The organism is Streptomyces ortus (assembly GCF_026341275.1).
Taxonomy (GTDB): domain Bacteria; phylum Actinomycetota; class Actinomycetes; order Streptomycetales; family Streptomycetaceae; genus Streptomyces; species Streptomyces ortus.
In genome coordinates this window covers 2,119,069-2,145,534 of the sequence record NZ_JAIFZO010000002.1, presented here as the reverse complement: position 1 = coordinate 2,145,534, position 26,466 = coordinate 2,119,069, and the positions used below count along the sequence as shown (strand labels likewise).

The 26,466-nt window shown below is 72.5% G+C and carries 20 protein-coding genes; 9 read left to right on the top strand and 11 right to left on the bottom strand.

Going from position 1 to position 26,466, the window contains the following annotated elements:
• Window positions 1–15: 15 nt before the first annotated feature.
• Both K3769_RS12800 and K3769_RS12795 read left to right on the top strand, forming a co-directional pair.
• Window positions 16–861: an AraC family transcriptional regulator gene (locus K3769_RS12800; protein ID WP_267026558.1), complete on the top strand. Its 846-nt coding sequence runs from the start codon at window positions 16–18 to the stop codon at window positions 859–861.
• 91 nt (window positions 862–952) lie between these two features.
• Window positions 953–2,125, top strand: a complete 1,173-nt coding sequence (locus K3769_RS12795; RefSeq protein ID WP_267026557.1) for a 4-hydroxybenzoate 3-monooxygenase — start codon at window positions 953–955, stop codon at window positions 2,123–2,125.
• Window positions 2,126–2,230: 105 nt separating this feature from the next.
• Here the strand turns inward: K3769_RS12795 and K3769_RS12790 are convergent, their stop codons facing one another.
• On the bottom strand, window positions 2,231–3,331 hold the full coding sequence (locus K3769_RS12790; protein WP_267026556.1) for a citrate synthase 2: 1,101 nt from the start codon (window positions 3,329–3,331) through the stop codon (window positions 2,231–2,233).
• Between the two features lie 403 nt (window positions 3,332–3,734).
• Here K3769_RS12790 and pdxH point away from each other — a divergent pair, with 403 nt between their 5' ends.
• The gene (pdxH, locus tag K3769_RS12785; RefSeq protein WP_267031347.1) at window positions 3,735–4,376 is read left to right on the top strand and encodes a pyridoxamine 5'-phosphate oxidase; all 642 of its coding nucleotides are present in this window, start codon (window positions 3,735–3,737) and stop codon (window positions 4,374–4,376) included.
• A 266-nt stretch (window positions 4,377–4,642) separates the two neighbouring features.
• Here the strand turns inward: pdxH and K3769_RS12780 are convergent, their stop codons facing one another.
• The 8 genes from K3769_RS12780 to K3769_RS12745 form a co-directional block, all read right to left on the bottom strand.
• Window positions 4,643–5,257, bottom strand: a complete 615-nt coding sequence (locus K3769_RS12780) for a TetR/AcrR family transcriptional regulator (protein ID WP_267026555.1) — start codon at window positions 5,255–5,257, stop codon at window positions 4,643–4,645.
• Window positions 5,245–5,988, bottom strand: coding sequence for an enoyl-CoA hydratase family protein (locus tag K3769_RS12775; RefSeq protein WP_267026554.1), 744 nt, complete (start codon window positions 5,986–5,988; stop codon window positions 5,245–5,247). The genes K3769_RS12780 and K3769_RS12775 overlap by 13 nt, the downstream gene beginning before the upstream one ends.
• Window positions 5,985–7,559 carry a 4-coumarate--CoA ligase family protein gene (locus tag K3769_RS12770; protein WP_267031346.1) on the bottom strand — a complete coding sequence of 525 codons (1,575 nt, stop codon included), beginning with the start codon at window positions 7,557–7,559 and terminating at the stop codon, window positions 5,985–5,987. The genes K3769_RS12775 and K3769_RS12770 overlap by 4 nt, the downstream gene beginning before the upstream one ends.
• A 100-nt stretch (window positions 7,560–7,659) precedes the next feature.
• Window positions 7,660–8,850 carry an acyl-CoA dehydrogenase family protein gene (locus tag K3769_RS12765; protein ID WP_267026553.1) on the bottom strand — a complete coding sequence of 397 codons (1,191 nt, stop codon included), beginning with the start codon at window positions 8,848–8,850 and terminating at the stop codon, window positions 7,660–7,662.
• A gap of 237 nt (window positions 8,851–9,087) precedes the next feature.
• Window positions 9,088–10,977, bottom strand: coding sequence for an acetyl/propionyl/methylcrotonyl-CoA carboxylase subunit alpha (locus K3769_RS12760; RefSeq protein WP_267026552.1), 1,890 nt, complete (start codon window positions 10,975–10,977; stop codon window positions 9,088–9,090).
• A gap of 17 nt (window positions 10,978–10,994) precedes the next feature.
• On the bottom strand, window positions 10,995–12,602 hold the full coding sequence (locus tag K3769_RS12755; protein WP_267026551.1) for an acyl-CoA carboxylase subunit beta: 1,608 nt from the start codon (window positions 12,600–12,602) through the stop codon (window positions 10,995–10,997).
• Window positions 12,599–14,362 (bottom strand): acyclic terpene utilization AtuA family protein, encoded by a 1,764-nt coding sequence (locus K3769_RS12750; RefSeq protein WP_267031345.1) that lies wholly within the window; start codon window positions 14,360–14,362, stop codon window positions 12,599–12,601. The genes K3769_RS12755 and K3769_RS12750 overlap by 4 nt, the downstream gene beginning before the upstream one ends.
• 47 nt (window positions 14,363–14,409) lie before the next feature.
• A complete protein-coding gene (locus K3769_RS12745; protein ID WP_267026550.1) occupies window positions 14,410–15,204 on the bottom strand; it encodes a TIGR03084 family metal-binding protein in 795 nt (264 codons plus the stop codon).
• Between the two features lie 279 nt (window positions 15,205–15,483).
• On the opposite strand from K3769_RS12745, the gene K3769_RS12740 reads away from it, so the two are divergent.
• The gene (locus K3769_RS12740) at window positions 15,484–16,179 is read left to right on the top strand and encodes a hypothetical protein (protein WP_267026549.1); all 696 of its coding nucleotides are present in this window, start codon (window positions 15,484–15,486) and stop codon (window positions 16,177–16,179) included.
• A gap of 115 nt (window positions 16,180–16,294) precedes the next feature.
• Here K3769_RS12740 and K3769_RS12735 read toward each other — a convergent pair whose 3' ends face one another.
• Both K3769_RS12735 and K3769_RS12730 read right to left on the bottom strand, forming a co-directional pair.
• Complete coding sequence (locus tag K3769_RS12735) at window positions 16,295–17,233, bottom strand: EamA family transporter (RefSeq protein ID WP_372515145.1); 939 nt, start codon at window positions 17,231–17,233, stop codon at window positions 16,295–16,297.
• A 282-nt stretch (window positions 17,234–17,515) separates the two neighbouring features.
• Window positions 17,516–20,434, bottom strand: a complete 2,919-nt coding sequence (locus K3769_RS12730) for an FAD-binding and (Fe-S)-binding domain-containing protein (RefSeq protein ID WP_267026547.1) — start codon at window positions 20,432–20,434, stop codon at window positions 17,516–17,518.
• Window positions 20,435–20,851: 417 nt separating this feature from the next.
• On the opposite strand from K3769_RS12730, the gene K3769_RS12725 reads away from it, so the two are divergent.
• From K3769_RS12725 to serC, 5 genes are all read left to right on the top strand, one after another.
• Window positions 20,852–22,711 carry a sensor histidine kinase gene (locus tag K3769_RS12725; protein WP_267026546.1) on the top strand — a complete coding sequence of 620 codons (1,860 nt, stop codon included), beginning with the start codon at window positions 20,852–20,854 and terminating at the stop codon, window positions 22,709–22,711.
• Entirely contained in the window at window positions 22,708–23,202 is a 495-nt protein-coding gene (locus tag K3769_RS12720; protein WP_267026545.1) for a roadblock/LC7 domain-containing protein, read from the top strand. The genes K3769_RS12725 and K3769_RS12720 overlap by 4 nt, the downstream gene beginning before the upstream one ends.
• Entirely contained in the window at window positions 23,199–23,555 is a 357-nt protein-coding gene (locus K3769_RS12715; protein WP_267026544.1) for a DUF742 domain-containing protein, read from the top strand. Before K3769_RS12720 ends, K3769_RS12715 begins: the two co-directional genes overlap by 4 nt.
• The gene (locus K3769_RS12710) at window positions 23,536–24,777 is read left to right on the top strand and encodes a cytochrome P450 (RefSeq protein ID WP_267026543.1); all 1,242 of its coding nucleotides are present in this window, start codon (window positions 23,536–23,538) and stop codon (window positions 24,775–24,777) included. The genes K3769_RS12715 and K3769_RS12710 overlap by 20 nt, the downstream gene beginning before the upstream one ends.
• A gap of 295 nt (window positions 24,778–25,072) precedes the next feature.
• Window positions 25,073–26,191, top strand: a complete 1,119-nt coding sequence (gene serC, locus K3769_RS12705; protein WP_267026542.1) for a phosphoserine transaminase — start codon at window positions 25,073–25,075, stop codon at window positions 26,189–26,191.
• Window positions 26,192–26,466 lie beyond the last annotated feature (275 nt).

Sequence of the window (26,466 nt, the reverse complement as noted above, 5' to 3'; positions counted from 1 at the left end):
GTAATGTGGGCCCCTATGCCGAAAGACCGCCAGGCCGCTGCGACGCACGCCGGATCACGGCCGGGGCCCGAGGAGACCGTCTTTCGGGGAGCCGCGTGGCTTCCGCACGGGTATCGGCTCCATCCTCACTCGCACGCCCAGGGACAGCTCGTGTACGCCGCCGCCGGCACGCTCGCCACGGCGACCGAGCGCGGGACCTGGGTCGCCCCGGCCAACCGCGTCACCTGGACGCCGCCGCGCTTCGCGCACTCCCACCGCTTCTACGGCGAGACCGACGTCCGCCTGCTCTCCGTGCCGGTCGACCTGTGCGGTGAACTCGTCGACCACCCCAGCGTCTTCGCCGTGAGCCCGCTGCTGCGCGAGGCACTCCTGGCCCTGACCGACGGGTCGGAGAGGAGGGCCGGCGCGCGCAGGCGGCTGCTCACCGTGGTCGTGGACGAGCTCGCCGACTCCGCCGAGCAGTCCCTGCATCTGCCCGAGCCCGGGGACGACCGGCTGCGTTCGGCCACCGACCTCCTGCACGAGGATCCGGCCCGGCCGACCACCCTTGCCGGGCTGGGGCGCGCGGTCGGGGCGAGCGAGCGCACCCTGAGCCGGCTGTTCCACTCGGAGCTCGGTATGAGCTTCCATCGGTGGCGCACCACCCTGCGCATCCATCACGCCCTGGGCCACCTCACCGACGGCCTGTCCGTCACCGACACGGCGATGGCGTGCGGCTGGTCCAACCCCTCCAGCTTCATCGACGCCTTCACCGAGGTCGTCGGCCAGACCCCCGGCCGCTATCAGGCGGACCTGCGCAGACCCGCGCCCGCACCCTCGCCCTCGCCCTCGCCCGCACGGCAGCAGTCCGTAGGGCGCTGAATCCCCGCCGACACCAGGTTGGCGGCTTTTCGGTATTCGGCGTCCTATTACCGGTGGTTCGCGGGCCCCGGCGACTTCCACAGTGGGTCCCATGACTGGAAACCGTGAAAACACGACCGTCGCCGTCATCGGGGCCGGGGTCGCCGGGCTGACGCTCGGCAACTTCCTCCTGCGCAACGGCGTCGACTGCGTCGTACTGGAGAAGCACTCCCGGGCCTACGTCGAGCAGCGTCAGCGCGCCGGGACGATCGACGCCTTCGGGGTGCGCATGTTCCGGGCGTGGGGGCTCGGAGAGGTGCTGGAGGGCGACCCCGTTCCGCAGAGCGAGGGCGGCTTCTACATCGACGGCGAGGCGATGCCGATCGACATGGACGACGACAACGACGACAGTCTCTTCTGCCCCCAGCAGGTCCTCGTCCGCAACCTCACGGACCGCTTCCTGCGCGACGGCGGGGATCTTCGTTACGAGGCCGCCGACGTGTCCCTGGAGGACATCACCGGCGAGCGTCCCCGCGTCCGCTATCGAGGGGCCGACGGCTCGGCCGAGGTCGTCGCCTGCGACTTCGTCGCCGGCTGCGACGGTTTCCACGGAGTGAGCCGGCGTACGATTCCGGCCGCCGCGCTGACCGAGTACTCGCACGCGTACGGGTACAACTGGCTGAGCGTCCTGGCCGCGGTCCCGGCGGACCCCTCCGGCATGGCGATCCACGCGCGCGGCCTGGCCGGCATGATCCCGCGGGGCCCGCGGGCCAGCCGCGTCTACCTTCAGTGCCGGGTCGACGACACGGTCGGGCAGTGGCCGGACGAGCGTGTCTGGAGCGAGCTGGAAGCCCGGTTCGGCACCCCCGTGCCGAGCGGCGAGATCGTCGACAAGCGGATCGTGCCGCTGCGCAGTGTGGTGTTCGACCCCATGAGCTACGGCAGCCTGTACCTCCTCGGGGACGCGGCGCACATCGTCCCGCCGATGAGCGCCAAGGGCATCCACCTGGCCCTCCATGACACCGAGGTCTTCGCCCGGGCCGTCATCCGGCAGGTCCGGGAAGGCGACGCGAGCCTCCTCGACAGCTACTCGGAGACCTGTCTGCCGCACATCTGGAACTACCAGGCGTTCGCGACCTGGATCACGGACATGATGCACAACGCCGGTTTCACCGGTTACGAGGGAGAGTTCCGCAAGCAGGTGGCCCGGGCCGAGCTGCAGCGCCAGTTCACCTCACAGACGGCCAACAAGCTCTTCGGCGAACTCGCCGCCGGGACCAACTGACGCGTCCCCGTACGCCGTACGTGCGCCCGCGGGGCAGACGGATGGCGGCGCCCCGTGGAGCGCCGCCACCTGTGCCGTGCACACCGGTCCCGCCCGCAGGGCAGATCAGTGGGCGATGTCCTCGTAGCCCTCGATCTCGGCCGGGTTGCGGGTGCCGGGGCCGATGTAGCGGGCCGAGGGGCGTACGAGGCGGCCCGTGCGCTTCTGCTCCAGGATGTGCGCGGCCCAGCCCGCCGTACGGGCGCACGTGAACATCGAGGTGAACATGTGGGCCGGGACCTCGGCGAAGTCCAGGACGATGGCGGCCCAGAACTCGACGTTCGTCGCCAGGACGCGGTCCGGACGGCGGGCGTGCAGTTCGGCGAGTGCCGCCTTCTCCAGGGCTTCGGCGATCTCGAAGCGGGGGGCTCCGAGCTCCCGGGCGGTGCGGCGGAGCACGCGCGCGCGGGGGTCCTCGGCGCGGTACACCCGGTGGCCGAAGCCCATCAGGCGCTCGCCCTTGTCGAGGGCCTGCTTGACGAAGGCGTCGGCGTCGCCCGTGCGCTCGATCTCCTCGATCATGCCGAGGACGCGCGAGGGGGCGCCGCCGTGCAGTGGGCCCGACATGGCGCCGACGGCTCCGGAGAGGGCCGCCGACACGTCCGCGCCGGTGGACGCGATGACGCGGGCGGTGAACGTGGACGCGTTCATGCCGTGCTCGGCGGCGCTGGTCCAGTAGGCGTCGACCGCAGCCACGTGCTTGGGGTCGGGTTCGCCGCGCCAGCGGATCATGAAGCGTTCGACGACGGACTGCGCCTTGTCGATCTCCCGCTGCGGGACCATCGGCAGGCCCTGGCCGCGGGCGGACTGGGCGACGTACGACAGGGCCATGACGGCGGCGCGGGCGAGGTCGGCGCGCGCCTGCTTCTCGTCGATGTCGAGGAGGGGTTTGAGGCCCCAGACGGGGGCGAGCATGGCGAGCGCGGACTGGACGTCCACGCGGATGTCACCGGAGTGGACCGGGATCGGGAACGGCTCGGCGGGCGGCAGGCCGGGGTTGAACGCTCCGTCCACGAGCAGCCCCCAGACGTTGCCGAAGGAGACGTGGCCGACCAGGTCCTCGATGTCGACGCCCCGGTACCGCAGGGCGCCGCCCTCCTTGTCCGGTTCGGCGATCTCCGTCTCGAAAGCGACGACTCCCTCAAGTCCGGGTACGAAGTCGGACATCAGGCGGCTCCTCATGATGTGGGCGACAGACGATGTGTGGGATGTGCGCGGTGCGGGGTCGGCTGTGCGGGTGAGCTGTGCGAGGGGTGGGTGGTGCGGTGTCCTCGGTGGGTGCGAGCGTGCGGGTACGCGGTCGCCTCGGGGACTCGCGGTCCGTACGTCACTGCGGTCATGCCCGGTGCGGTCGGCGGTCACCCCACCTCTTGGCAGCAGGACGATATCCCTTGGTGCCACCTTTGGGGAGGGTACGCGGCACTCAGTGCCAGTCAGTGATGAAGCCCACGCCCGGTGACGAGTACGGCAGGATGGCCGCGTGACCGACCGTGAGCCCCGTCCGGGCCCCAGCTCCCCGCTCGATCCCGTCCTCGGCCCCGGCCTCGATCCCCTCCTCGACCCCGCCTCGATGCGCAAGCAGTACCGGGCCGCGGGACTCGACGAGACCGGGCTGGCCGAGCACCCCATGGAGCAGTTCGCGCGCTGGTTCGCGCAGGCCGCGGCGCACGGTGAGGCGCGGGGAGGGGTGTACGAGCCGAACGCGATGGTCGTCTCCACGGCGGACGCGGCGGGGCGGCCCAGTTCCCGCACGGTGCTGTTGAAGCAGTACGACGAGCGGGGTTTCGTCTTCTTCACCAACTACGAGTCCCGCAAGGCGCGCGAGCTGGCGGAGAATCCGCACGTGTCGTTGCTCTTCCCGTGGCATCCGGTGGCGCGCCAGGTCGTCGTGACGGGGACGGCGCGGCGTACGGGGCGGGACGAGACGGCGGCGTACTTCCGTACGCGGCCTCATGGGTCGCAGCTCGGGGCGTGGGCCAGTGCGCAGTCCTCGGTGGTGGGCTCGCGGGACGAGCTGGACGCGTCGTACGCGGAGTTGGCGGCGCGGTATCCCGAGGGGGCGCAGGTGCCGGTGCCGCCGGAGTGGGGCGGGTTCCGGGTGTCGCCGCGGACGGTGGAGTTCTGGCAGGGGCGGGAGAACCGGTTGCACGACCGGTTGCGGTATGTGGCGGAGCCCGACGGGGGGTGGGTCGTTGAGCGGCTCAGTCCTTGAGGGGCTGTGCCCCTCTGGCGCCCCCTTGCCGCGGGGCGGCCCTGGCGGCGGGCCGCGGGCCGCGGGCCGCGAAGGACGAAAGATTGCGCCGTTCCCCGCGCCCCTGAAGCCGAGCAGCCAAAAGATTGCGCCGTTCCTCGCGCCCCTCAAGCCGAAAAGCTAAAAGATTGCGCCGTTCCTGCGCCCCTGAAAGACGAAAAGCAAAAAGACTGCGCCGTTCCCCGCGCCCCTGGGGGCGTGGGGGGTGGGGGGTGGGGGCGTGGGGCTCAGTCCAGGGTGGTGTCCAGGATTTGGGACCACTGGGTTACCACTCCGGCTCGGCGGGTGGCGTCGTCCGTGAGGAGGTTGGCCAGGCCCAGGCCCCGGGACATGTCCAGGAAGCCCTGGACCGTTTCGCGTACGCCGGGGCGGGTCTCGTCGGCGTTCAGGAGGTCCACCGCGATGCGGTGGGTCTCGCGGCCGACCCGGCCCTCCAGTTCGGTCACGCGGGTGCGCAGCTGGTCCTCGTTGGAGGCGGCCACCCACAGGTGGAGGGCGGCGCGGAACAGCGGGCCCGTGTAGAGGTCGACCAGGGCGGTGACGACGGCACGGCGGTCCGCCGCGCCCTCCGGGAAGAGGGCGCGCAGCGCGGTGGAGCGTTCCTCGGCGACGTACTCGACGGCCGCCGTGAAGAGGTCCTCGCGGGTCGGGAAGTGGTGCTGGGCGGCGCCGCGCGACACTCCGGCGTGTTCCGCGACGACGGAGACCGTGGAGCCCGCCCAGCCGCGCTCGGCCAGGCAGGCGACCGCCGCTTCGAGGAGGCGTTGCCGGGTGGCGCGGCTGCGGTCCTGTTTGGGGACGCGCTCCGCCGGCGCCTGTGCCGCGCCGCTCACCAAACCCATGAGGGATCCCGTCGTTCGAGGAAGGCCGTCATTCCCTCGCGGGCCTGCGCGGAGGAGAACAGCCGGGCCGAGAGCGCGGTCAGGTCGGCCGCGTCCCGGTCGAAGGTGTCCAGCACCTTAGCCGTGAGCAGCCGCTTGGTCTCGGCCAGCCCCTGGGGGGAGGCGCGGCGCAGTCCGTCGAGGACCGGTGCGAGGACGTCGTCCACGGCCTCCCCCGCCGCTCCCGCCACCGTGACGAGGCCGATGCGGGCGGCCTCGGCCGCGTCGAACTTCTCTCCGGTGAGGTAGTAGCGGGCCACCGCGCGCGGGTCGAGGCGTGGCAGGAGGGGCAGCGAGATCACGGCGGGGGCGACCCCGATGCGTACCTCCGTGAAGGCGAAGGTGGCCTCGTGGGAGGCCGCCGCGAGGTCGCAGGCGCCGAGCAGTCCGAGTCCGCCCGCGCGGACGTGTCCGGTGACGCGCGCGACGACCGGCTTGGGCAGTTCGACGATCTGCCGCAGCAGGGCCACCAGGGCGTCGGGGGGCGGGGGGTCGTTCAGGTCCGCGCCCGCGCTGAAGGTGTTGCCGGTGTGGGTGAGGACGACGGCGCGTACGTCACCCTCCTTGCCGGCTTCCCGGAGCGCGTCCGCCAGGTCCGCCACCAGCCGGGCGGAGAGGGCGTTGCGCCGCTCGGGCGCGTCGAGCGCGAGGGTGGTGATCCCGCGCTCGTACGCCCGCCGCACCGTGGTCATGCGCGCCCCCGCAGTTCTCGAAGCTCTCGTCGAAGGATCTTCCCGGAGGCTGCCCTGGGCACCGCGTCGAGGAACGTGATGTGCCGGACCTTCTTGTACGGGGAGACGCGCTCGGCGACGTACTCCATGACGTCGTCCCCGGTGACGTCGGGCGCGGTCGGCTGGCGTACGACGTACGCGTGCGGCCTCTCGTTGTTGTCGATGTCGTAGACCCCGATGACGGCGGCGTCGGCGATGCCGGGATGGGTCAGCAGGAGGGCTTCGAGTTCGGCGGGGGCCACCTGGAAGCCCTTGTACTTGATGAGTTCCTTGACCCGGTCGACGACGTACAGCCAGCCGTTCGCGTCGACGTGGCCGACGTCCCCGGTGGAGAGCCACCCGTCGTCGTCGATCATGGCGGCCGTCTCGACGGGCCGGCCGAGGTAGCCCTTCATGACCTGGGGGCCGCGGATGACAATCTCGCCGCGTTCGCCGGCGCCGAGGTCCTTTCCGGGGTCGTCCAGGGAGACGATGCGCATCTCCGTGCCGGCGATGAGTTTGCCGACGCTTCCGGGGGGCGGGTTCGTCTCCTCCAGAGGGACTACATGGGTGCCGGGCGAGAGTTCCGTCATGCCGTACGCCTGGCCGACGGGCGGCAGGCCGAGGCGGCGCGAGCACGCTTCGGCGAGTCCGGCGTCCAGGGGTGCCGCCGCGCTGATGACGTACTTCAGGGACGACAGGTCGTAGCCCTCGACGGCCGGGTGCTTGGCGAGGGCGAGGACGATCGGCGGGGCCACGTAGAGACCGCTGATGCGGTGTTTCTCGATGGCCGCGAGGAACGTGTCGAGGTCGAAGCGCGGCAGTACGACGACGGTGGCGCCCTGCCTGAGGGGTGCGTTCATGAGGGCGGTGAGCCCGTAGATGTGGAAGAACGGCAGCACGGCGAGGATGCGGTCGCCGGGGCCCATCGGCATGGTGGGCGTCAGCTGCGCGAGGTTGGTGGCGATGTTCCGGTGGGTGAGCATCACGCCCTTGGGGGTGCCGGTCGTCCCGGAGGAGTACGGGAGGGCCGCCACGTCCGTCACCGGGTCGATGTCGACCTGCGGCTCGGGGGTGGTGGAGCCGAGCATGTCGAGCAGCGAGCGGTGCCCTTCGGCCTGGTCGCAGACGAGGATCTCGCGTATGCCGCCCGCGAGTTCGGCCGCCGCGCGGGCCGTCTCCAGGAGCGGCGACACGGTGACGATCCACCGGGCGGCGCAGTCCCGCAGCTGTTTCGCGAACTCCTCGGCCGTGGCGAGGGGGTGCACGGTGGTGACCGACGCCCCCGCGCGCGTGGCGGCGTAGAAGGCGGTGGGGAAGGCGACGGTGTTGGGGCTGTGCAGGGCCAGTACGTCGCCCTTGCGGACGCCGAGTTCGGCGAGCGCGGCGGCGACCCGGCGGTGGAACGTGTCGAGCTGGGCGTAGGTGAGGGTCATGCCGTTCACGCCGTCGATCAGCGCGGGTGCGTCGCCCCGGGAGGCGGCGTGGCCCAGCACCGCCTCGTGGATGGGTTCTTCGACGGCGGGAACGTCCTCGTACTCGCTGCGGAACACCATGGCGGGCCCTTTCCAGGAGCCGGAAGTTGCACGGAAGCCGGAGAGAAATGCGGGAGCTGAGGCTGTACGGAAGATGGGGCTGTACGGGAGATGGTGCCTAATAGGACTTGGGCAGGCCCAGGGTCTGGTGCGATACGTAGTTGAGGATCATCTCCCGGCTGACGGGTGCGATCCGGGCCACCCGGGACGCGGTGATGAGCGACGCGAGGCCGAACTCGGCGGTCAGGCCGTTGCCACCGAGCGTGTGCACGGACTGGTCGACGGCCTTCACACAGGCCTCGGCCGCCGCGTACTTGGCCATGTTGGCGGCCTCCCCGGCGCCGGCGTCGTCCCCGGAGTCGTACAGGAGGGCGGCCTTCTGCATCATCAGGCGGGCGAGTTCGAGGTCGATGTGGGCCTGGGCGAGGGGGTGCGCTATGGCCTGGTGGGCGCCGATGGGCTCGCGCCAGACGGTGCGTTCGCGGGCGTAGGCGAGGGCCTTGGAGAGCGCGTGGCGGCCCATGCCGATCGCGAAGGCGGCGGTCATGATGCGCTCGGGGTTGAGGCCCGCGAAGAGCTGGAGCAGGCCCGCGTCCTCGTCGCCGACGAGCGCGTCGGCGGGCAGCCGTACGTCGTCCAGGGTCAGCTCGAACTGCTTCTCCGCGCCGTGCAGTTCCATGTCGATCTGCCGTCGCCCGAAGCCGGGGGTGTCCCGGGGGACGATGAACAGGCAGGGCTTGAGCTTGCCGGTGCGGGCGTCCGCCGTGCGGCCGACGACGAGGGTGGCGTCGGCGATGTCGACGCCGGAGATGAACACCTTGCGGCCGGTGAGGATCCAGTCGGCGCGGTCCTCCGGCTGTCCTGCGGGGCCGTCGGTCGCGCGGCGGGCGGTCGTGGTGATGCGGTGGCTGTTGGAGCCGGCGTCGGGTTCGGTGATGCCGAAGGCCATGGTGCGGGTGCCGTCGGCGAGGGCCGGGAGCCACTCGCGCTTCTGCTCTTCCGTACCGAAGCGGGCGATCACCGTGCCGCAGATGGCCGGTGAGACCACCATCATGAGCAGGGGGCAGCCGGCCGCGCCGAGTTCTTCGAGGACTATGGAGAGTTCGGCTATGCCGCCGCCTCCGCCACCGTGTTCCTCCGGAAGGTTGACGCCGAGGTAGCCGAGCTTGGCGGCTTCCGCCCATAGCTCGGTGGGGTGCGACTTCTCTGCGATGACCTTGGCCAGGTAGGGGTGGCCGTAGCGGTTGCCGAGGGCGGATACCGCTGCGCGGAGGGCTTTGTGCTCGTCGGATTCCAGAGTGGTCGTCATGAGGGCTCCTCAAGGGATGGGGGCTGGTGTCGGGTGGAGGGGGCGGGGTCGTGCGGGTGGTCGCGCCGTTCCCCGCGCCCCTGAAAGCGGAAAGACTGCGCCGTTCCCCGCGCCCCCAAAAACCGAAAGACAAAAGATTGCGCCGTTCCCCGCGCCCCTGAAGGTGGCGAAGGGATTGCGTCGTTCCTCGCGGCCCTGAAGGGCAGGAGCCCGGAGGTTGCGCCGTTCCCCGCCGCCCTAAAGGGGCTCTACCACTGCCAGCAGCGTGCCCACCTCCACCTGTTGGCCGGGGGTGGCGTGCAGCGTGGTCAGCGTGCCTGTCGTCGGGGAGGTGATCTTGTGTTCCATCTTCATCGCCTCCAGCCATATCAGCGGCTGGCCCGACCGGACCTGGGTCCCTTCGCCGAGGCCCTCCGCGACGCGGACCACCGTGCCCGGCATGGGGGCCAGGAGGGAGCCGGGGGCGTGGTCGGGCTCGGGGGCGGGGAAGCGGGGCAGGGCCGTGAGCGTGGTGTCGTTCACGTGGACCCGGTCGCCGTACCGGGACACGGCGAACTTGCGGCGTACGCCCGCGATGTCGAGGACGACAAGGTCCGCGCCGGCCTCGACCACGTGGACGCCGTCGGCGGCCGGGCCCCGCCGGGTGTGCCGGTAGTGGACCTCGTGCTCCTCGCCCGCCACGAGGTAGCGCCTGCTCTGCGGCTGCGAGGGCAGGTTGCGCCAGCCGCCGAACCGGGAGCGGCCGTGCGCGTCGGCGAGCGCGGCGGCCAGCGGGGCGTACGGGTCCGGGGCGGCCTCCGTGAGGTCGGCGAGGTGGTGGGCGTAGAAGGCGGTGTTCATCCGGCCCGCCGTGAACTCCTCGTGGCGCAGGGAGCGTACGAGGAGGTCGCGGTTGGTGACCGGACCGTGCACCGTCGCCCGTTCCAGGGCTCCGGCGAGTCTGCGGATCGCCTCCGCCCGGGTGGGGGCGTGGGCGACGGCCTTGGCGATCATGGCGTCGTAGTGGACGCCGATGGTGTCGCCGTCGCCGTAGCCGGTGTCGAGGCGGACGCCGGGTACGGCCAGCCGGTGCAGGGTGCCGGTCTGCGGGGCCCAGTCCTGGGCGGGGTCCTCGGCGTAGAGGCGGGCCTCGATCGCGTGGCCGGACGGGGCCGGCGGGTCGCCGTCGAGGGTGCCGCCCTCGGCGACGCGCAGTTGCAGGGCGACCAGGTCGGTCCCGAAGACGGCCTCGGTCACGGGGTGTTCGACCTGGAGGCGGGTGTTCATCTCCAGGAAGTGGACGCGCTCCTCGCCGTGTTGCTCGCCGGCGGGGTCGGTTGAGACCAGGAACTCCACCGTGCCGGCGCCCGTGTAGGAGATCGTGCGGGCGGCGGCCGTCGCCGCCGAGAGCAGGCGCTGCTCCGTCTCGGGGGCGAGGCCCGGTGCGGGGGCCTCCTCGATGACCTTCTGGTGGCGGCGCTGGAGGGAGCAGTCGCGGGTGCCGAGCGCCCACACGGTGCCGTGGCCGTCGGCGACGATCTGCACCTCGACGTGGCGCGCGTGCTCGACGTACGGCTCGACGAAGACCGTGCCGTCCCCGAAGGCGCTCGCGGCCTCGGCCGAGGCCGCCGCCAACTCATCCTTCAGGTGAACCAGTTCGCGCACGACCCGCATTCCGCGTCCGCCGCCGCCCGCCGACGCCTTCACCAGGACCGGCAGGTCCTTCTCGGTCACGGCGTCCGGGGCGAGGGGGGACAGCAGCGGCACCCCGGCGGCGGCCATCAGTTCCTTGGCGCGGGTCTTGGAGGCCATCGCCTCGATCGCCTCCGGGGACGGGCCGACCCAGACGAGGCCCGCGTCGAGGACGGCCCGCGCGAAGTCGGCGTTCTCGGAGAGGAACCCGTAGCCGGGGTGGACGGCGTCGGCGCCCGCCGCGACGGCGGCCTTCACGATCAGCTCGCCGCGCAGATACGTCTCGGCGGGCGAACTGCCCGGCAGGCGTACGGCGGAGTCGGCCACGCGCGCGTGGAGGGCGTCCGCGTCGGCGTCCGAGAACACGGCGACGGTACGGATGCCCAGCTCGTGGCAGGTGCGGAAGACGCGGCAGGCGATCTCGCCGCGGTTGGCGACCAGCAGACTCGCGATCATGGAACTCATGGGACCTCTCACATCCGGAAGACGCCGAAGCCGCCGCGCGCGCCCTCGTAGGGGGCCGTGTGGATCGCGGACAGGCACAGGCCGAGGACGGTTCGGGTGTCGCGCGGGTCGATGACGCCGTCGTCGTAGAGCCGCCCGGACAGGAACATCGGCAGGGACTCGGACTCGATCTGCTGCTCCACCATGGCGCGCAGGGCCGCGTCCGCGTCGTCGTCGTACGGTCGGCCCTTCGCGGCGGCGGACTGCCGGGCGACGATCGACAGGACGCCGGCGAGCTGCTGGGGGCCCATGACGGCGGACTTGGCGCTGGGCCAGGCGAAGAGGAAGCGCGGGTCGTACGCGCGACCGCACATCCCGTAATGGCCCGCCCCGTAGGAGGCGCCCATGAGCACGGACAGATGCGGGACGCGGCTGTTGCTGACCGCGTTGATCATCATCGCGCCGTGCTTGATGATGCCGCCCTGCTCGTACTCCTTGCCGACCATGTAGCCGGTGGTGTTGTGCAGGAAGAGCAGCGGGATGTCGCGCTGGTTGGCGAGCTGGATGAACTGGGCGGCCTTCTGCGACTCCTCGCTGAAGAGCACCCCGCGCGCGTTGGCGAGGACGCCCACGGGGTAGCCGTGCAGGCTCGCCCAGCCGGTCGTCAGGCTCGTCCCGTAGAGGGGCTTGAACTCGTCGAAGTCGGAGCCGTCGACGATCCGGGCGATCACCTCGCGCGGGTCGAAGGGGTGCTTGAGGTCGCCGGGCACGATGCCCAGCAGCTCCTCGGGGTCGTACTTGGGCGGCTCGGCGGGTGCCGGATCGGCGTACGCCTTGCGGTGGTTGAGGCGGGCGACCACACGCCGCGCCTGCCGCAGGGCGTCCCGCTCGTCGACGGCGAAGTAGTCGGCGAGACCCGACACGCGCGCGTGCATCTCGGCGCCGCCCAGGGACTCGTCGTCGCTCTCCTCGCCGGTGGCCATCTTCACCAGCGGCGGGCCGCCGAGGAAGACCTTCGCGCGCTCCTTGACCATGATCACGTGGTCGGACATGCCGGGGATGTACGCGCCCCCGGCGGTGGAGTTGCCGAAGACGACGGCCACGGTCGGGACACCGGCCGCCGACAGCCGGGTGATGTCCCGGAAGATGGCGCCCCCGGGGATGAAGATCTCCTTCTGGGAGGGCAGGTCGGCGCCGCCCGACTCGACGAGGCTGATGCTCGGAAGACGGTTGGCGTACGCGATGTCGTTGGCCCGCAGGGCCTTCTTCAGGCTCCAGGGGTTGCTGGCGCCGCCGCGTACGGTCGGGTCGTTGGCCGTGATCAGGCACTCGACGCCCTCGACGACGCCGATGCCCGTGACGAGCGAGGCGCCGACCGCGTACTCCGGGGAGTCGCTCCCCCAGGCGGCGAGCGGCGACAGTTCGAGGAACGGTGTGTCGGGGTCGAGCAGCAGCTCGACGCGTTCACGGGCGAGCAGCTTGCCGCGCGCCCGGTGCCGGGCCACGTACTTCTCGCCGCCGCCCGCGAGGGCCTTGGCGTGCTCGGTGTCGAGGTCGGCGAGTTTGCCGAGCATGCTCTCGCGGTGGGCCGCGTAGTCCGCGGAGGAGGTGTCCAGCGCGGACGCCAGGACCGTCACAGCAGTACCTCCGGTATGTCGAGGTGGCGGGAGCGCAGCCATTCGCCGAGGGCCTTGGCCTGCGGGTCGAAGCGGTGTTGCGCGGCGACGCCCTCGCCGAGGATGCCCTCGACGACGAAGTTCAGTGCGCGCAGCCGGGGCAGGACGTGCCGTACGACGGTCAACTCTGCCGTCTCCGGCAGGAGTTCGCGAAACCGGTCGGCGGTGAGGGTGTGGGCGAGCCAGCGCCAGGCCTCGTCCGTGCGCACCCAGACGCCGACGTTCGCGTTGCCGCCCTTGTCCCCGCTGCGGGCTCCGGCGACCAGGCCGAGGGGGGCGCGGCGCACGGCGGAACCGGCGGTCGGCGGGGGTTCGGGGAGCGGCGGTTCCTGCGAGGGCGCGAGGGGCCGGAGTACGAGGGTGTCGGGGGGCGGCGGCACGGGGATCCGGCGTCCGTCGTGGAGGACCGCCACGTGGTCCACGTCCGCCTGGGGGACGTACACGTCCTCGAAGACCCCGTAGGGGGCGCCCTTTCCCGGTGGTGCCGCCACGTGGAATCCGGGGTAGCTGCCGAGGGCCAGCTCGATGGCGGCTCCGCTGAGGGTGCGGCCCACGGTGTCCTGGTCGGGGTCGCGCACGACGAGCCGGAGCAGGGCGCTCGCGGTCTCCTCGGTGGACGCGTCGGGGCGGTCGGTGCGGGCGAGTTCCCAGCGCACCTCGGCGGGCCGCGACTCGGCTCCCGCGAGCGCGGCCTCCACCTGGGCCCGTACGAACGCGGCCTTCGCCTCGATGTCGAGCCCGGTCAGCACGAAGACGACCTCGTTGCGGAAGCCGCCGAGCCGGTTGAGCCCGACCTTGAGGGTGGGCGGCGGCGCCTCGCCCCGTACCCCCGCGATCCGTACGCGGTCGGGGCCCTCCTGGGTGAGGCGGACGGAGTCGAGGCGGGCGGTGACGTCGGGGCCCGCGTACCGGGCGCCCGCCGTCTCGTACAGGAGCTGGGCGGTGACCGTGCCGAGGTCGACGACGCCCCCGGTGCCGTCGTGCTTGGTGATGACGCTCGTGCCGTCGTCGTGGAGTTCGGCGACCGGGAAGCCCGGGTGGCGCAGCCGGGCCGGGTCGTGCTCGGTGAAGAAGGCGTAGTTGCCGCCGGTGGCCTGCGTGCCGCACTCCAGTACGTGTCCGGCGACGACGGCTCCCGCGAGCCGGTCGTAGGCGTCCGGCGCCCAGCCGAAGTGGGCGACCGCCGGCCCGGTGACCAGCGCGGCGTCGGTGACCCGGCCGGTGACGACGATGTCCGCGCCCGAACGCAGACAGGCGGTGATGCCCTGGCCGCCGAGGTAGGCGTGGGCGGCGAGATTCCCTGGGCCGGGGTGGCGGGCGGTGAGGTCGTCGCCCTCGACGTGGGCGACCCGCGCGGGGATGCCGAGCCGCGCCGCCAACTCCCGTACGGCGTCGGCGAGTCCGGCCGGGTTGAGGCCGCCCGCGTTGGCCACGATCCGTACGCCCCGCTCGTGGGCGAGACCCAGGCACTCCTCCAGCTGGCGCAGGAAGGTGCGGGCGTAGCCGCCGGCCGGGTTCTTGAGACGGTCGCGGCCGAGGATGAGCATGGTCAGTTCGGCGAGGTAGTCACCGGTCAGGACGTCCAGCGGGCCGCCGGTGAGCATCTCGCGCATGGCGTCGAAGCGGTCGCCGTAGAAGCCGGAGGCGTTGCCTATGCGCAGGGGGCGGGCGGCCGGGCCCGGCGCCGGGCCGGGGGCGTCGGCGGCCGTCCCGGTCGGCATACCGGAGGCCGTGCCACCGGTGGGACCGGCGGTGGTGGGGCCGTCGGTCATTCCGCGGGCCCCTTCGGTGCGCGGCCCGTGCCGGGCGGGCCCGCGAAGGCCTGGGCGATGTCCAGCCAGCGGTCGGCGTCGAGGCCCTCCGCCCGTACCGCGAGGTCGACGCGGTTGGCCCGCTGGGTGACGAGGAGGCAGAAGTCGAGCGCGGGGCCGGTGACGCGCTGGGCGGCGTCCTCGGGCCCGTACGACCACACCTCGCCCGAGGGCGCGGTGAGTTCGACGCGGAACTCCTCCTCGGGCGGGGTGAGCCCCCGCACCCCGAAGGCGAAGTCCCTGGCCCGCACGCCGATGCGCGCCACATGGCGGAGGCGGTCGGTGGCCGGCCTCGTCACCCGCACCGCGTCCGCGATGTCCTGGCCGTGGGCCCAGGTCTCCATGAGCCGGCCCGTCGCCATGGAGGCGACCGACATGGACGGCCCGTACCAGGGGAATCGCGTCCCGGCGGGTGCCGCGCGCAGGGCCTTCTCCAGTGCCTGCCGCCCGGCACGCCACTCGGCGAGGAGCCGGCCGGGGGGCAGCGCGGCCCCCTGCTCGGCACCCTCGTCCACGAAGCCGTCGGGTGAGGCGAGCGCCTTCCCGACCTCCCGGGCGAAGGCCGCAGCGTCGGTCACGGCGAGCAGGGCGGACCGGTCGGTCCAGGCGAGGTGCGCGATCTGGTGGGCGACGGTCCACCTCGGGGCCGGGGTGGCGAGCGCCCAGGCCTCCTCCGCCAACTCACCTACCAGGGCGTCGAGTTGCTCGCTCTCCCGGCTCAGATCGTCGATCACGGACGACGGGTCGGACACGATGGCGCTCCCCTCGGGGCACAACGGTGTGCGGTGCGGTGCGGTGCGTGGCTCCTGGCGTGCGGTGCAGGGCGTGCGGTGCGCTCTGGAGCATGGCAGCGGGGCGAGAAACAAGCAAGCATGCTTGCATTGATTGCTGCCCGCGCGGCGAAAGTGTCTATTGAGGTGTGTTTCAGGCATTGCCGGACACTTCACCCGGGAGCAGCATGCGGCGTACGGCGGGGAACGCACCGTGATCACCCGCCCCACGACATCCGACAGGGTTACAGAGAGGGCCACATGAGCACCCATTCGGAACCCCTGCGCCGCCTGGCTCTGGACAGGCTCATCAAGGACGCCGGCGGAACAGCACTGCCCGACGACGTGACCGACGAACCGCATTTCGCCGAACTTCTCGACGAATGCGCGGCGTTGATCGACGAGATCACCTTCACCAAGAAGAACGACGGGGCGGTGGCGCAGGCGACGGTCGGCGCGCATCCCCTGGTCACGTATGACCCCGTGTACTCGTCCGGGGAGGCCACCACGGACGACGCGCCGTTCCGCACGGCCTCGATCCTGCACGAGATCATGCACGTGAGCGTGGACAAGCTCTACGACAAGCCCACCGACCCGGGCGAGAAGGTCTACTGGCAGTCGGTGAACTTCCACTACGCCACCACGGCCGGCAGTTCGTTCGCCGAGCAGTCCCAGACGGTGAACGACAACCTGGACAAGATGCTGGCCCGCGCCGCCGCCGATCCCAAGGTGGACACGACGCTGCGCAGCCACATCCAGCGGCGCTACGTGTACGGCGCCTCGACCCCGAACGTCCACTACGACACGGTCCTGCTCGACCTGCTCGTCTATCTGCGCCTGAAGGGGCACAGCAGGAAGAACGTGCTCTTCGCCTATCTGACCAAACTGTCGCAGGAGGCGCGGAACCGTCGCATGGACTCGAAGGGCGGTCCCGTACCGCCGGCGTCCGCGACCTGAGCGAGGACCGACGTCTTCGGCCGGCGCCCCCGGTCCGCACCCCGGGGAGCGTGCGGTTCGCCGCGTCGGGGAGCGTCCGGTTCGCCGCTCGGGCGGCTGCCCCTGGGCGGCTGCCCTAGCCGACGTTCTTTGCTCTGCCTCGGCCCACCTGGGTGCGTACCGCTCCCATGCTCGCCGCGATGACCAGGGCGATCGCGAGCCCTTCGGTGACCGTGAGCGTCTGGCTCAGCACCAGGAAGCCGGCGATCGAGGCGACGGCCGGTTCCAGGCTCATCAGGACCGCGAAGGTCGAGGCGGGCATCCGGCGCAGGGCGACGAGTTCCAGCGTGTACGGGAGCACGGAGGACAGGATCGCCACGGCGGAGCCCAGGGCGATCGTGGTCGGGTCCAGGAGCCTGCTGCCCGACTCCGCGAGCCCCAGGGGCAGGAACACCACGGCCGCGACCACCATCGCCAGCGCCAGACCGTCGGCCTGCGGGAAGCGGCGCCCCGTACGCGCGCTGAACACGATGTACGCCGCCCACATCGCGCCCGCCGACAGGGCGAAGGCGACGCCCGCGGGGTCGAGGCTGCTGAAACCGCCGCCGCCCAGCAGGAAGACGCCACCGAGGGCGAGGCCGGCCCACAGGAGGTTGACGGCACGGCGTGAGGCGACCACCGAGAGGATCAGCGGGCCGAGCACTTCGAGGGTGACGGCGGGGCCCAGCGGGATGCGGGCCACCGACTGGTAGAAGAGGCCGTTCATCGCGGCCATCGTGACGCCGAAGAGGAGGACCGTGCCCCAGTCGGCGCGTGAGTGCCCGCGCAGTCCGGGCCGGCAGATCACCATCAGCACGATCGCGGCGACCGCGAGGCGCAGGGCGACCACGCCGAGCGCTCCGGCGCGCGGCATGAGGCTCACGGCGAGGGCGCCGCCGAACTGGACGCTGACGCCTCCGGCCAGGACGAGGCCCACCGGGCCGAGGGCGCGGATGCCTCGGGGGGCCGCGGCGGGGGGTTGTCCGGACGCGGGGTCCGGGAGCGCGGCGGTGGTGGCGGGGTCGGCGCGGGGGATGGTCACGGGGTGTCCAGGAAGTTCGGTGGGGTGCGGGTTTTGTACATCGTGGTGGACTTGCTGGTCCAGGGTAGTGGACTTGGTCAGGGTTGTGAAGCGGGTTTGCGGCTTACGGAGGGCGCGCGCGGGCGTGGGGTGGGGCACCGGGGTGGGGGTCGGTGTGGAGGGTGCGGGTTGGTCGGGGCTGGGGTGCGCAGTTCCCCGCGCCCCTAGGGGGTTGGGATGGGGGGTGTGGAGAGGTGCGGGTTGGTCGGGGCTGGAGTGCGCAGTTCCCCGCGCCCCTCAGGGGGGTGGTAGGGCTGCTGCCAGGGTTTCTGCCAAGTGTTGGGGGCGTGCCTCTGTCAGCTGGTGCAGTTGGGTGCGGCAGGAGAAGCCGTCTGCCAGGACGACCGCGTCGTCGGGGGCCTCGCGGACCGCCGGGAGCAGGTGTTCCTCGGCGCAGGCCTTCGACACCTCGAAGTGGCCCTCCTCGAAGCCGAAGTTGCCCGCGAGCCCGCAGCAGCCGCCCGCCAGCGTGCCGGTCAGGCCCGCCGCCTCGCGCAGCCGCCGGTCCGCCGCGTCTCCCAGGACCGCGTGCTGGTGGCAGTGGGTCTGCCCCACCACCGGGCGGTCCAGACGCGGGGGCGTCCAGTGCGGGGCATGGCGTTCCAGCGCCTCCGCGAACGTCACCACCGCCGCCGCCAGGCGTCCCGCGCGCGGATCGTCGGGCAGCAGCTCCGGCAGATCCGTACGCAGGGCCGCCGCGCAGCTCGGTTCGAGGACGACCACGGGCGGGACGGGCGCGGGCTCCGACGCGGACGCCGGGTCCAGGAGCGGGTCCAGGAGCGGGGCCATCAGGTCGAGCGTGCGGCGCAGCACCGTACGGGCGCGGTCCAGCTGTCCCGTCGAGACGTAGGTCAGACCGCAGCAGACGCCCGGACCGCGCGAGGTCGGTCGCCCGCCGGCGGTCACCGGCGTCACGTTCAGGCCCGCCGCCTCCAGGACCCGTACGGCCGCCTTGCCGACGGACGGGGAGAGGTGCTCCGTGAAGGTGTCCGGCCACAGGACGACCGTCGTCGTCGGACCGGCGGCTTCCGCAGCCGGTTCCGCGGGCACCGGCCGTGTGCCGCCGTGCCGCGCCCACCATCGGCTGAACGTCTCCCCCGCCACCCGCGGGATGTCCCGTTCCGGCGCGATGCCGCCCAGTCGTCTGGCGAGCGCCGCCAAGGGCCTGAGCGAGGAGAGGAAGTTGACCGGCCGTGCCGTACGGGTGCGGTCGACCAGCCGGAGCCACAGCGGCAGCCACCCCATCGCGTAGTGCGCCGCCGGCCGTCTGCGGCCCTCGTAGTGGTGGTGCAGGAACTCCGCCTTGTACGTGGCCATGTCGACGCCGACCGGGCAGTCCGAGCGGCAGCCCTTGCAGGACAGGCAGAGGTCCAGGGCGTCGCGTACCTCCGTGGAGCGCCAGCCGTCCGTGATCACCTCGCCGGCCAGCATCTCGTGCAGCAGCCGGGCGCGCCCGCGCGTGGAGTGCTCCTCCTCACCGGTGACGCGGAAGGAGGGGCACATCACCGAGGAGCCCGTCGTGGTCGTGGTGCGGCACTTGGCGACCCCCACGCACCGGCGTACCGCCGCCGAGAAGTCCCCGCCGTCGGCCGGGTAGCCGAACTCGACGTCCACCGGTTCGCGCGGGAGGACCGCGAAGCGCAGGTTCTCGTCCAGCCGGTGCGGCCTGGTCAGCATGCCGGGGTTGAGCAGGCCGTCCGGGTCCCAGAGGTCCTTCACCCGCTCGAAGAGGCCGATGACCCGGGGCCCGTACATCTTCGGCAGCAGTTCGGCCCGCGCCTGTCCGTCCCCGTGCTCGCCCGACAGCGAGCCGCCGTGCGAGACGACGAGTTCGGCCAGTTCCTCCGAGAAGCGACGGAAGCGGCCGACGCCCGCGGGGGTCAGCAGGTCGAAGTCGATGCGTACGTGCACGCAGCCGTCCCCGAAGTGGCCGTACGGCGCCCCGCGCAGCCCGTGGGACGTCAACAGGCCCCTGAAGTCCCGGAGGTACGCGCCCAGCCGGGCCGGTGGCACCGCGCAGTCCTCCCAGCCGGGCCAGGCCTCGGTGCCGTCCGGCATCCGGGTCGCCGTGCCGCTGGCGTCCTCGCGGATGCGCCACAGGGCACGCTGTGCGGCGGGGTCGGTGACCACCAGGGAGTCCGTCACGTCCGCCGCGCGGACGATCGCCTCGGCACGCGCGCGTGCCTCCGCCTCCGTGTCACCGCCCGTCTCCACGAACAGCCAGGCGCCGCCCCGGGGCAGCGCGGCGTCCGGGGGTACGAGGTCGGCCGCCATCCCCTCCACCGTCAGCGGCCCGTGCGGCAGCAGCCCGGGGGCCGCTTCCGCCGCCGCGCTCTCGTCCGGGTGGGCGAGGACGGCGAGCGCACGCGCGCGTGGTGCCTCGACGAGGCGTACGACCGCCTCCGTGACGATGCCGAGGGTGCCCTCGGAGCCGCAGAGGAGGCGGGCCACGTCCGCGCCGCGTTCGGGGAGCAGCGCGTCGAGTGCGTAGCCGGAGATGCGGCGCGGGAGGGTGGGGAAGCCGGTGCGGAGGGTTTTCAGTTCCTGTTCCACCAGGGTCCGTAGGCCGTCGGGGGCGCCCGCCCAGCCCGGGCCGGGGCGGAGCCTTTCGCCGCGGGCGGTGAGGACGGAGAGTTCGCGTACGTTGTCCGCGGTCGTGCCCCAGGCCACCGAGTGGGAGCCGCAGGAGTTGTTGCCGATCATTCCGCCGAGCGTGCAGCGGCTGTGGGTCGAGGGGTCGGGGCCGAAGCGCAGTCCGTGGAGGGCAGCGGCCTCCTGGAGGCGGTCCAGGACGACGCCCGGCTGGACCACGGCCGTGCGGGTCCCGGGGTCGAGCGACTCGACGCGGTTCATGTGGCGGGTGAAGTCGAGGACGACGCCGGTGCCGGTGGCCTGGCCGGCGATGGACGTGCCGCCGCTGCGGGCCACGACCGGTACGCCGAGTCCGGCGCACACGGAGAGGGTCGCGGCGACGTCGTCGGCGTCTCGTGGGGCGACCACGCCCAGGGGGACGCGGCGGTAGTTGGACGCGTCCATGGTGGTGAGCGCTCGCGCGGTCGCGTCGAACGCGACCTCGCCGCGGACGGTTGTGGCGAGCGCCGCGGTCAGTTCGCGCGTCAGCGCGGGGTGGGGTGGGGCGCGGTGCGTGTCCGTCATGTGTGCAAGTGTCTCCTGCGTAGGGCCTCCGGCGGGGGGTGGGTTGGTGGCAGGGCTTGCTTCGGCTGCGGGGCCTGCCGTGGCTGAGCACGCGCAGTTCCCCGCGCCCCTTGAAAGCCGGCCGGTTCCCGCGGCCGGAGCCCTCCGGCCGAACGCCCGCCGCCGCTGAGCACGCGCAGTTCCCCGCGCCCCTGAAAGGTGCGCCGGTCATCGCGCTCGGGAGGTGGAAGATTGCGCCGTTTCACGCGCCCCTTTCGTGCGCCCCGTTGTGCGCCGGGGCGGCTCCTCAGGGAATCGGGGACGAATTGTGAGAGTGCGCCAGAACGTGCCCGTTCCGATCACGAAGTCCCATATAGTGACCGCCAGTTGAGCACCAGGTGTCGCATCCCGCCCAGGACACGACCGAGGACACGATTCATGAACGCGCCCACCTCGCAAGCGCGCCCCACAAAAGATCGGCCGTCCCTCGCACAGCTCGGCAGCGCACGCCCCCGCCTGCGTGCCGTCGCCGTCGCCCCGCTCCTGACGGTCGTACCCGCCGGCTTCGCCGTCGGAGCCGCGGTCACCCTGGCTCCCGCGCAGGCGCGCGTCCCCCTCGGCTGGGGCCTGGGCGCGGCGCTCCTCCTGCTGTGTGCGGCCGCGGCCGTGGCCGGCCATGCCGCACAGACCTCGCGATTACTCCTCCGCCGTCTCGAAGAGGTCTCCCAGGACGCCGGCCGATTACTGCAGGAGAAGGCCGCCCTCACGGAGGAATCGGCCAGGGAACACGCCCGGCTCACCGACGAGTTCACCCGGGAACGCGCGCGGCTCGCCGAACAGAACGCCCACCAGAAGGTGCGACTCGCCGCCGAACTCGACCGCGAGCGCACCCGGCTCGGCGCCGAGAACGCGCGCGTGAGCGAGGAGTTGCGGCAGGCGCGAACCGACCGGGACACCGCGATCTCGGCCTCCGCCCACACCGCCGGCCGCCTCCAGGCCCTCACCACCGGCATGCTCGCCGACCTGCGCGCCATGGAGGAGAGGCACGCCGACGAGGACGTACTCGCCGACCTCCTCCACCTCGACCACCGCACCGCGCAGGCGGGCCGTCTCGCCGACTCCGTCGCCGTCCTCACGGGCGCGCGCTCCGGCCGCCGCTGGGCACGGCCCATCGTCATGGAGTCGATCCTGCGCGGCGCGATGGGCCGCATCGGCGGCTACCAGCGCGTACGCATCCACTCGGCGAGCGAGGCGGCGGTCGCCGGGCACGCCGCCGAGGCGGTGATGCACGCGCTCGCCGAGATCCTCGACAACGCCGCGAACTTCTCCCCGCCGACCGCCGAAGTGCACGTCTACGTGGAAGAGGTGCCGGCCGGAGTCGTCGTCTCCGTCGAGGACAGCGGCCTGGTGATGGGCGAGGCACAGCTGCGGCACGCCGAACGGGCCGTCTGCGGTACGCAGCCGGGGCCCGGCGGCCTCACCGGCGCCCGGCTCGGCCTCACGGTCGTCGGCCTGCTCGCCCGCAAGTACGGCCTGACGATCTCCTTCCGCCCCTCGGCGCGCGGCGGCACGGGCGTCCTGGTCCGCATCCCGCAGGACATCCTCGCGACCCCGGCGTCGAACCCGACGTCGACCCCGGCCGCCGCCACCACGTCGGCGCGGACGACTGACACGACCTCCGTACCGGCATCCGCGCCGACCTCCGTACCCACTGCGACACCACCGCCGTTCCGGGCGCCTTTCTCGACCTCGACCTCGACCTCGACCTCAACCGCGACCTCGACCTCGGCGGGCACGGCGAGCTCCGCGCCGCCGGCGAATCCGGTCGTACGGGGATCCTCGTCGCCCTTCCCCGGCCCGCGCCCCGGGCCCTGGTCCGACCCCGACGACCGGGAGGAGTTCCCCTGGTCCGGCTCCCACGGGCCGTCCGCGTCGTACGCCGCTTCCCACGCGGTCCCCGACCTGGACCCGGAGCCGGTTCCGGCCCACGGTTTCCGGCCCCGGCCCGCCGACCGTCCCGACCACCCCGGCCGGTCCGACGACGCCGAGCGCACCGAGCACGCCGAACTGCTCCCCAGGCGTCACCGCGGTCGCACCCTCGCCGAGGCCGAAGCCGCCGTCGAGGCCGCCACCGGGGCCGCGGCCGAGGCCTCCCGCCCCTCCCCCGACGACGTGACGAACCGCGCCACCCGCTTCAACAGCTTCCGCCAAGCCGTGCGCCGCCCTCCGGCGGACGAGCCCGTACAGGCCCGTACGAGCCCTGCCACCCCCCACCCGGAAGGCGACTCCACGCCATGACCGTCCACACCGGCACCACCTCGGCCACCGGAACCACGTCGCCCGCCACCGCCACCTCCGTCACCTCCGCCCCCTCCACCGCCCCCTTCAGCGCGTCGACGACCGAGGAGAAGCTCCGCTGGCTCGTGCAGGGGCTGCTGACGCGCACACCGGGTGCCCGGCACGCGCTCGTGCTCTCCCGGGACGGCCTCAAGCTGTGCAGTACGCCGGAACTCACCGTCGACCAGGCCGACCAGCTCGCCGCCATCGCCGCCGGGATCCAGGCCCTGTCCCACGGGGCCTCCCTCCAGTTCGGGGACGGCACCGGGGACGTACGGTCGGCGATGACCGAGTTCTACGGCGGGATCCTGTTCATCGTCGAGGCCGGCGAGGGCGCGCACCTGGCCCTGATCACGGCCGAGGACGCCGACGCCGGGCTCGTCGGACACAACATGGGCCAGCTGGTGGAACAACTCGACGGTCACCTGAGCGCGCCACCACGTACGCCATGAGCCGGCCGGGCAGGGACGACGCGCCCGACCGGCTCTACACCCTCACGCAGGGGCGTACCCGGTCCGCGCCCGGCACGCCCTTCGACCTGCTGACGCTGGTCGTCGCCGAGTGCGATCCGGTGCCCGGCATGCAGTCGGAGCACGCGGCGATCCTGCGCCTCACCGGGCGGCCCACCGCCGTCGCCGAGGTCGCCGCCGAGCTTCGGCTGCCCGTCACCATCACGAAGATCCTGCTCTGCGACCTGCTCGCCGAGGGCCGCGTCAGCGCGCGCCACCCCCGCAGGGCCGAACTCGGCGGCCGTCCCGATTCCCACGTCCTGGAACAGGTGCTCGTTGGACTCCGCAACCTCTGACGCCTTCCCCGTACGCCTCGACGGGCTTCGGTTCCGGTCCGAACCGGCGGCGCTGTACCGGGAGTTGCGACGTGAGTTCGGCGCGGTGGCGCCGGTGCTGCTCGACGCGGACATCCCGGCGTGGCTGGTGCTCGGCTACCGCGAGCTGCACCAGGTCACCGGGGACGCCGTGCTGTTCAGCCGCGACTCCGGCCTCTGGAACCAGTGGGAGCGCGTCCCCGACGACTGGCCGCTGCTGCCGATGATCGGGCGCGGGCGCTCCTCCGTCCTGCACACCGTCGGCGAACGCCATCGCACGCGGGTGGCGGTGATCGGCGGCGCCCTCGAAGCCGTCGACCCCTTCGAGCTGCGCGCCCACGCCGAACGCCTCGCCGACGAGCTGATCGACGCGGTGTGCGCCGACGGCACGGCGGACCTCGTCGCGCAGTACGCGGCCCTGCTCCCCGTACGGGTCCTCGCCACGCTCTACGGGTTCGCCGACGAGCAGGGGCCGGGCCTCGTCGCCGCCCTGAGCGACATGGTCGACGGGCGCGGGGACGCCCTCGCGGGGCAGTTGCACGTGGCCGCGTGCATGGCGCGGCTGGTGGCGGACCGGGCGGCGCGGCCCGCGGACGACGTGGTCAGCCGCATGCTCGCCGCCGGGCGTACGGCGCCGGGGCCCACCCTCAGCCACGAGGAGATCGCCAAGGACCTGATCGTCATGCTGACCGCGGGCCAGCAGCCGACCGCCGGCTGGATCGGCAACTCGCTGCGGCTGATGCTGACGGACGACCGTTTCGCGGCCTCGCTCCTCGGTGGCCGGCGCAGTGTCGCCGAGGCCATGAACGAGGTCCTGTGGGAGGACACGCCGGCCCGGACCGTGGCCGGCCGGTGGGCGTCCCGCGACGCCCGGCTCGGCGGTCGCGCCGTCCGCGCCGGGGATCTGCTGCTGCTCGGTATCCAGGCCGCGAACCACGATCCGCAGGTCCGCACCCACGGCACGGCCCTGACCGGCGGGAACAGCGCGCACTTCGCGTTCGGGCACGGGGAGCACCGGTGTCCGTTCCCGGCGCAGGAGATCGCGGAGGTGGTCGCGCGTACGGCGATCGAGGTGGTCCTGGACCGCCTCCCCGACCTCGACCTCGCGACCCCCGCCGCCTCCCTGACCCGCCGCCCGTCCCCCTGGCTGAGCAGCCTGACCCGGTTGCCGGTCCGCTTCACGCCGACCGCGCCGCGGGGCTGACCGAACTCACCGGGCTCGTCCGCGGCTGCGCGGAACGCAATCACGTACGCCTGCCCGACGCCCTGACCGTCACGGTGGACTTCCATGGGCGGAGCAACGACTCCACGCAGGTTCCCGCCGCCGTGGACGACTGCGTGGAGGCCCGCGCCCCCTCGGGCCGCCTACTTCCGTATCCCCGTCACCACGGGTCAAGGGACGCGGGGAACCGCGCGACCGGCCCCCCAGCGGTGACAGGCGCGTCTCACCCGACGGACGACGTTTCACCCAGGTTTCCGCGAGCCGCTACGCTCCCGTTGTGGCTGATATCCAGATCCCCGCTGACCTCAAGCCCGCCGACGGCCGTTTCGGCGCGGGCCCCTCCAAGGTGCGTACGGAGTCGCTCACCGCGCTCGCCGCAACGGGCACGTCCCTGATGGGCACGTCCCACCGCCAGGCCCCGGTCAAGAACCTCGTGGGGAAGGTCCGCGAAGGTGTGCGCGACCTCTTCCAGCTCCCCGAGGGCTACGAGGTGGTCCTCGGCAACGGCGGCTCGACCGCGTTCTGGGACGTGGCGACCCACGGACTGATCGAGAACAAGTCGCAGCACCTCACGTTCGGCGAGTTCTCGTCGAAGTTCGCGAAGGCGGCCAAGCTGGCGCCCTGGCTGGCGGACCCGGACGTCATCACCTCCGAGCCGGGTACGCACCCGGAGCCGGTGGCCCAGTCGGGCGTGGACGTCTACGGCCTCACCCACAACGAGACCTCCACCGGTGTCGCCGCCCCCATCAAGCGGGTCGCTAACGCCGACGAGGGCTCCCTGGTCCTGGTGGACGCCACCTCCGGCGCGGGCGGCCTCCCGGTCGACATCGCGGAGACGGACGTCTACTACTTCGCCCCGCAGAAGTCGTTCGCGGCGGACGGCGGCCTGTGGATCGGCGTCTTCTCCCCGGCCGCGATCGAGCGCGCCGAGCGCATCCACGCGAGCGGACGCCACGTACCGGAGTTCTTCTCGCTCCCCACGGCGATCGACAACTCGCGCAAGAACCAGACGTACAACACCCCGGCCCTCGCGACCCTCTTCCTCCTCAACGACCAGTTGGAGTGGATCAACGGCCAGGGCGGCCTCGACTGGGCGGTCCGCCGCACCGCGACCTCCTCGCGCACGCTCTACGGCTGGGCCGAGGACGTCAAGTACGCGAACCCGTTCGTCACCGACCCGGCCAAGCGCTCGCAGGTCATCGGCACGATCGACTTCTCGGACGACGTGGACGCGTCCGCCGTCGCCAAGGTCCTGCGCGCCAACGGCATCGTCGACACCGAGCCCTACCGCAAGCTCGGCCGCAACCAGCTCCGCGTCGCGATGTTCCCGGCGATCGACCCGGCGGACGTCGAAGCGCTCACGAAGTGCATCGACTACGTGATCGACAAGCTCTGACTTCACCGCGTACACCTTCTCGTACGCCGATGGGGGCGCCCGGACAACACCGGGCGCCCCCATCGGCGTACCGGCACAGGAGTCACCGGCTGCGGGTCACCGAGGCGGGCGAGGGCCACCGCAGTTGACCGTGCTGTGGCCCAGTGGGGTGTCCAGCCACGGACGGTGCTGAGATCCCGGCGGGTGTGCGCCGAAGTCGAAACGCGCCCGGCTTGATGTGGGAACGCCTTCCCCGAGCGCAGCCGATGACTTCAGGACGCTCAGGCCACGCCGCG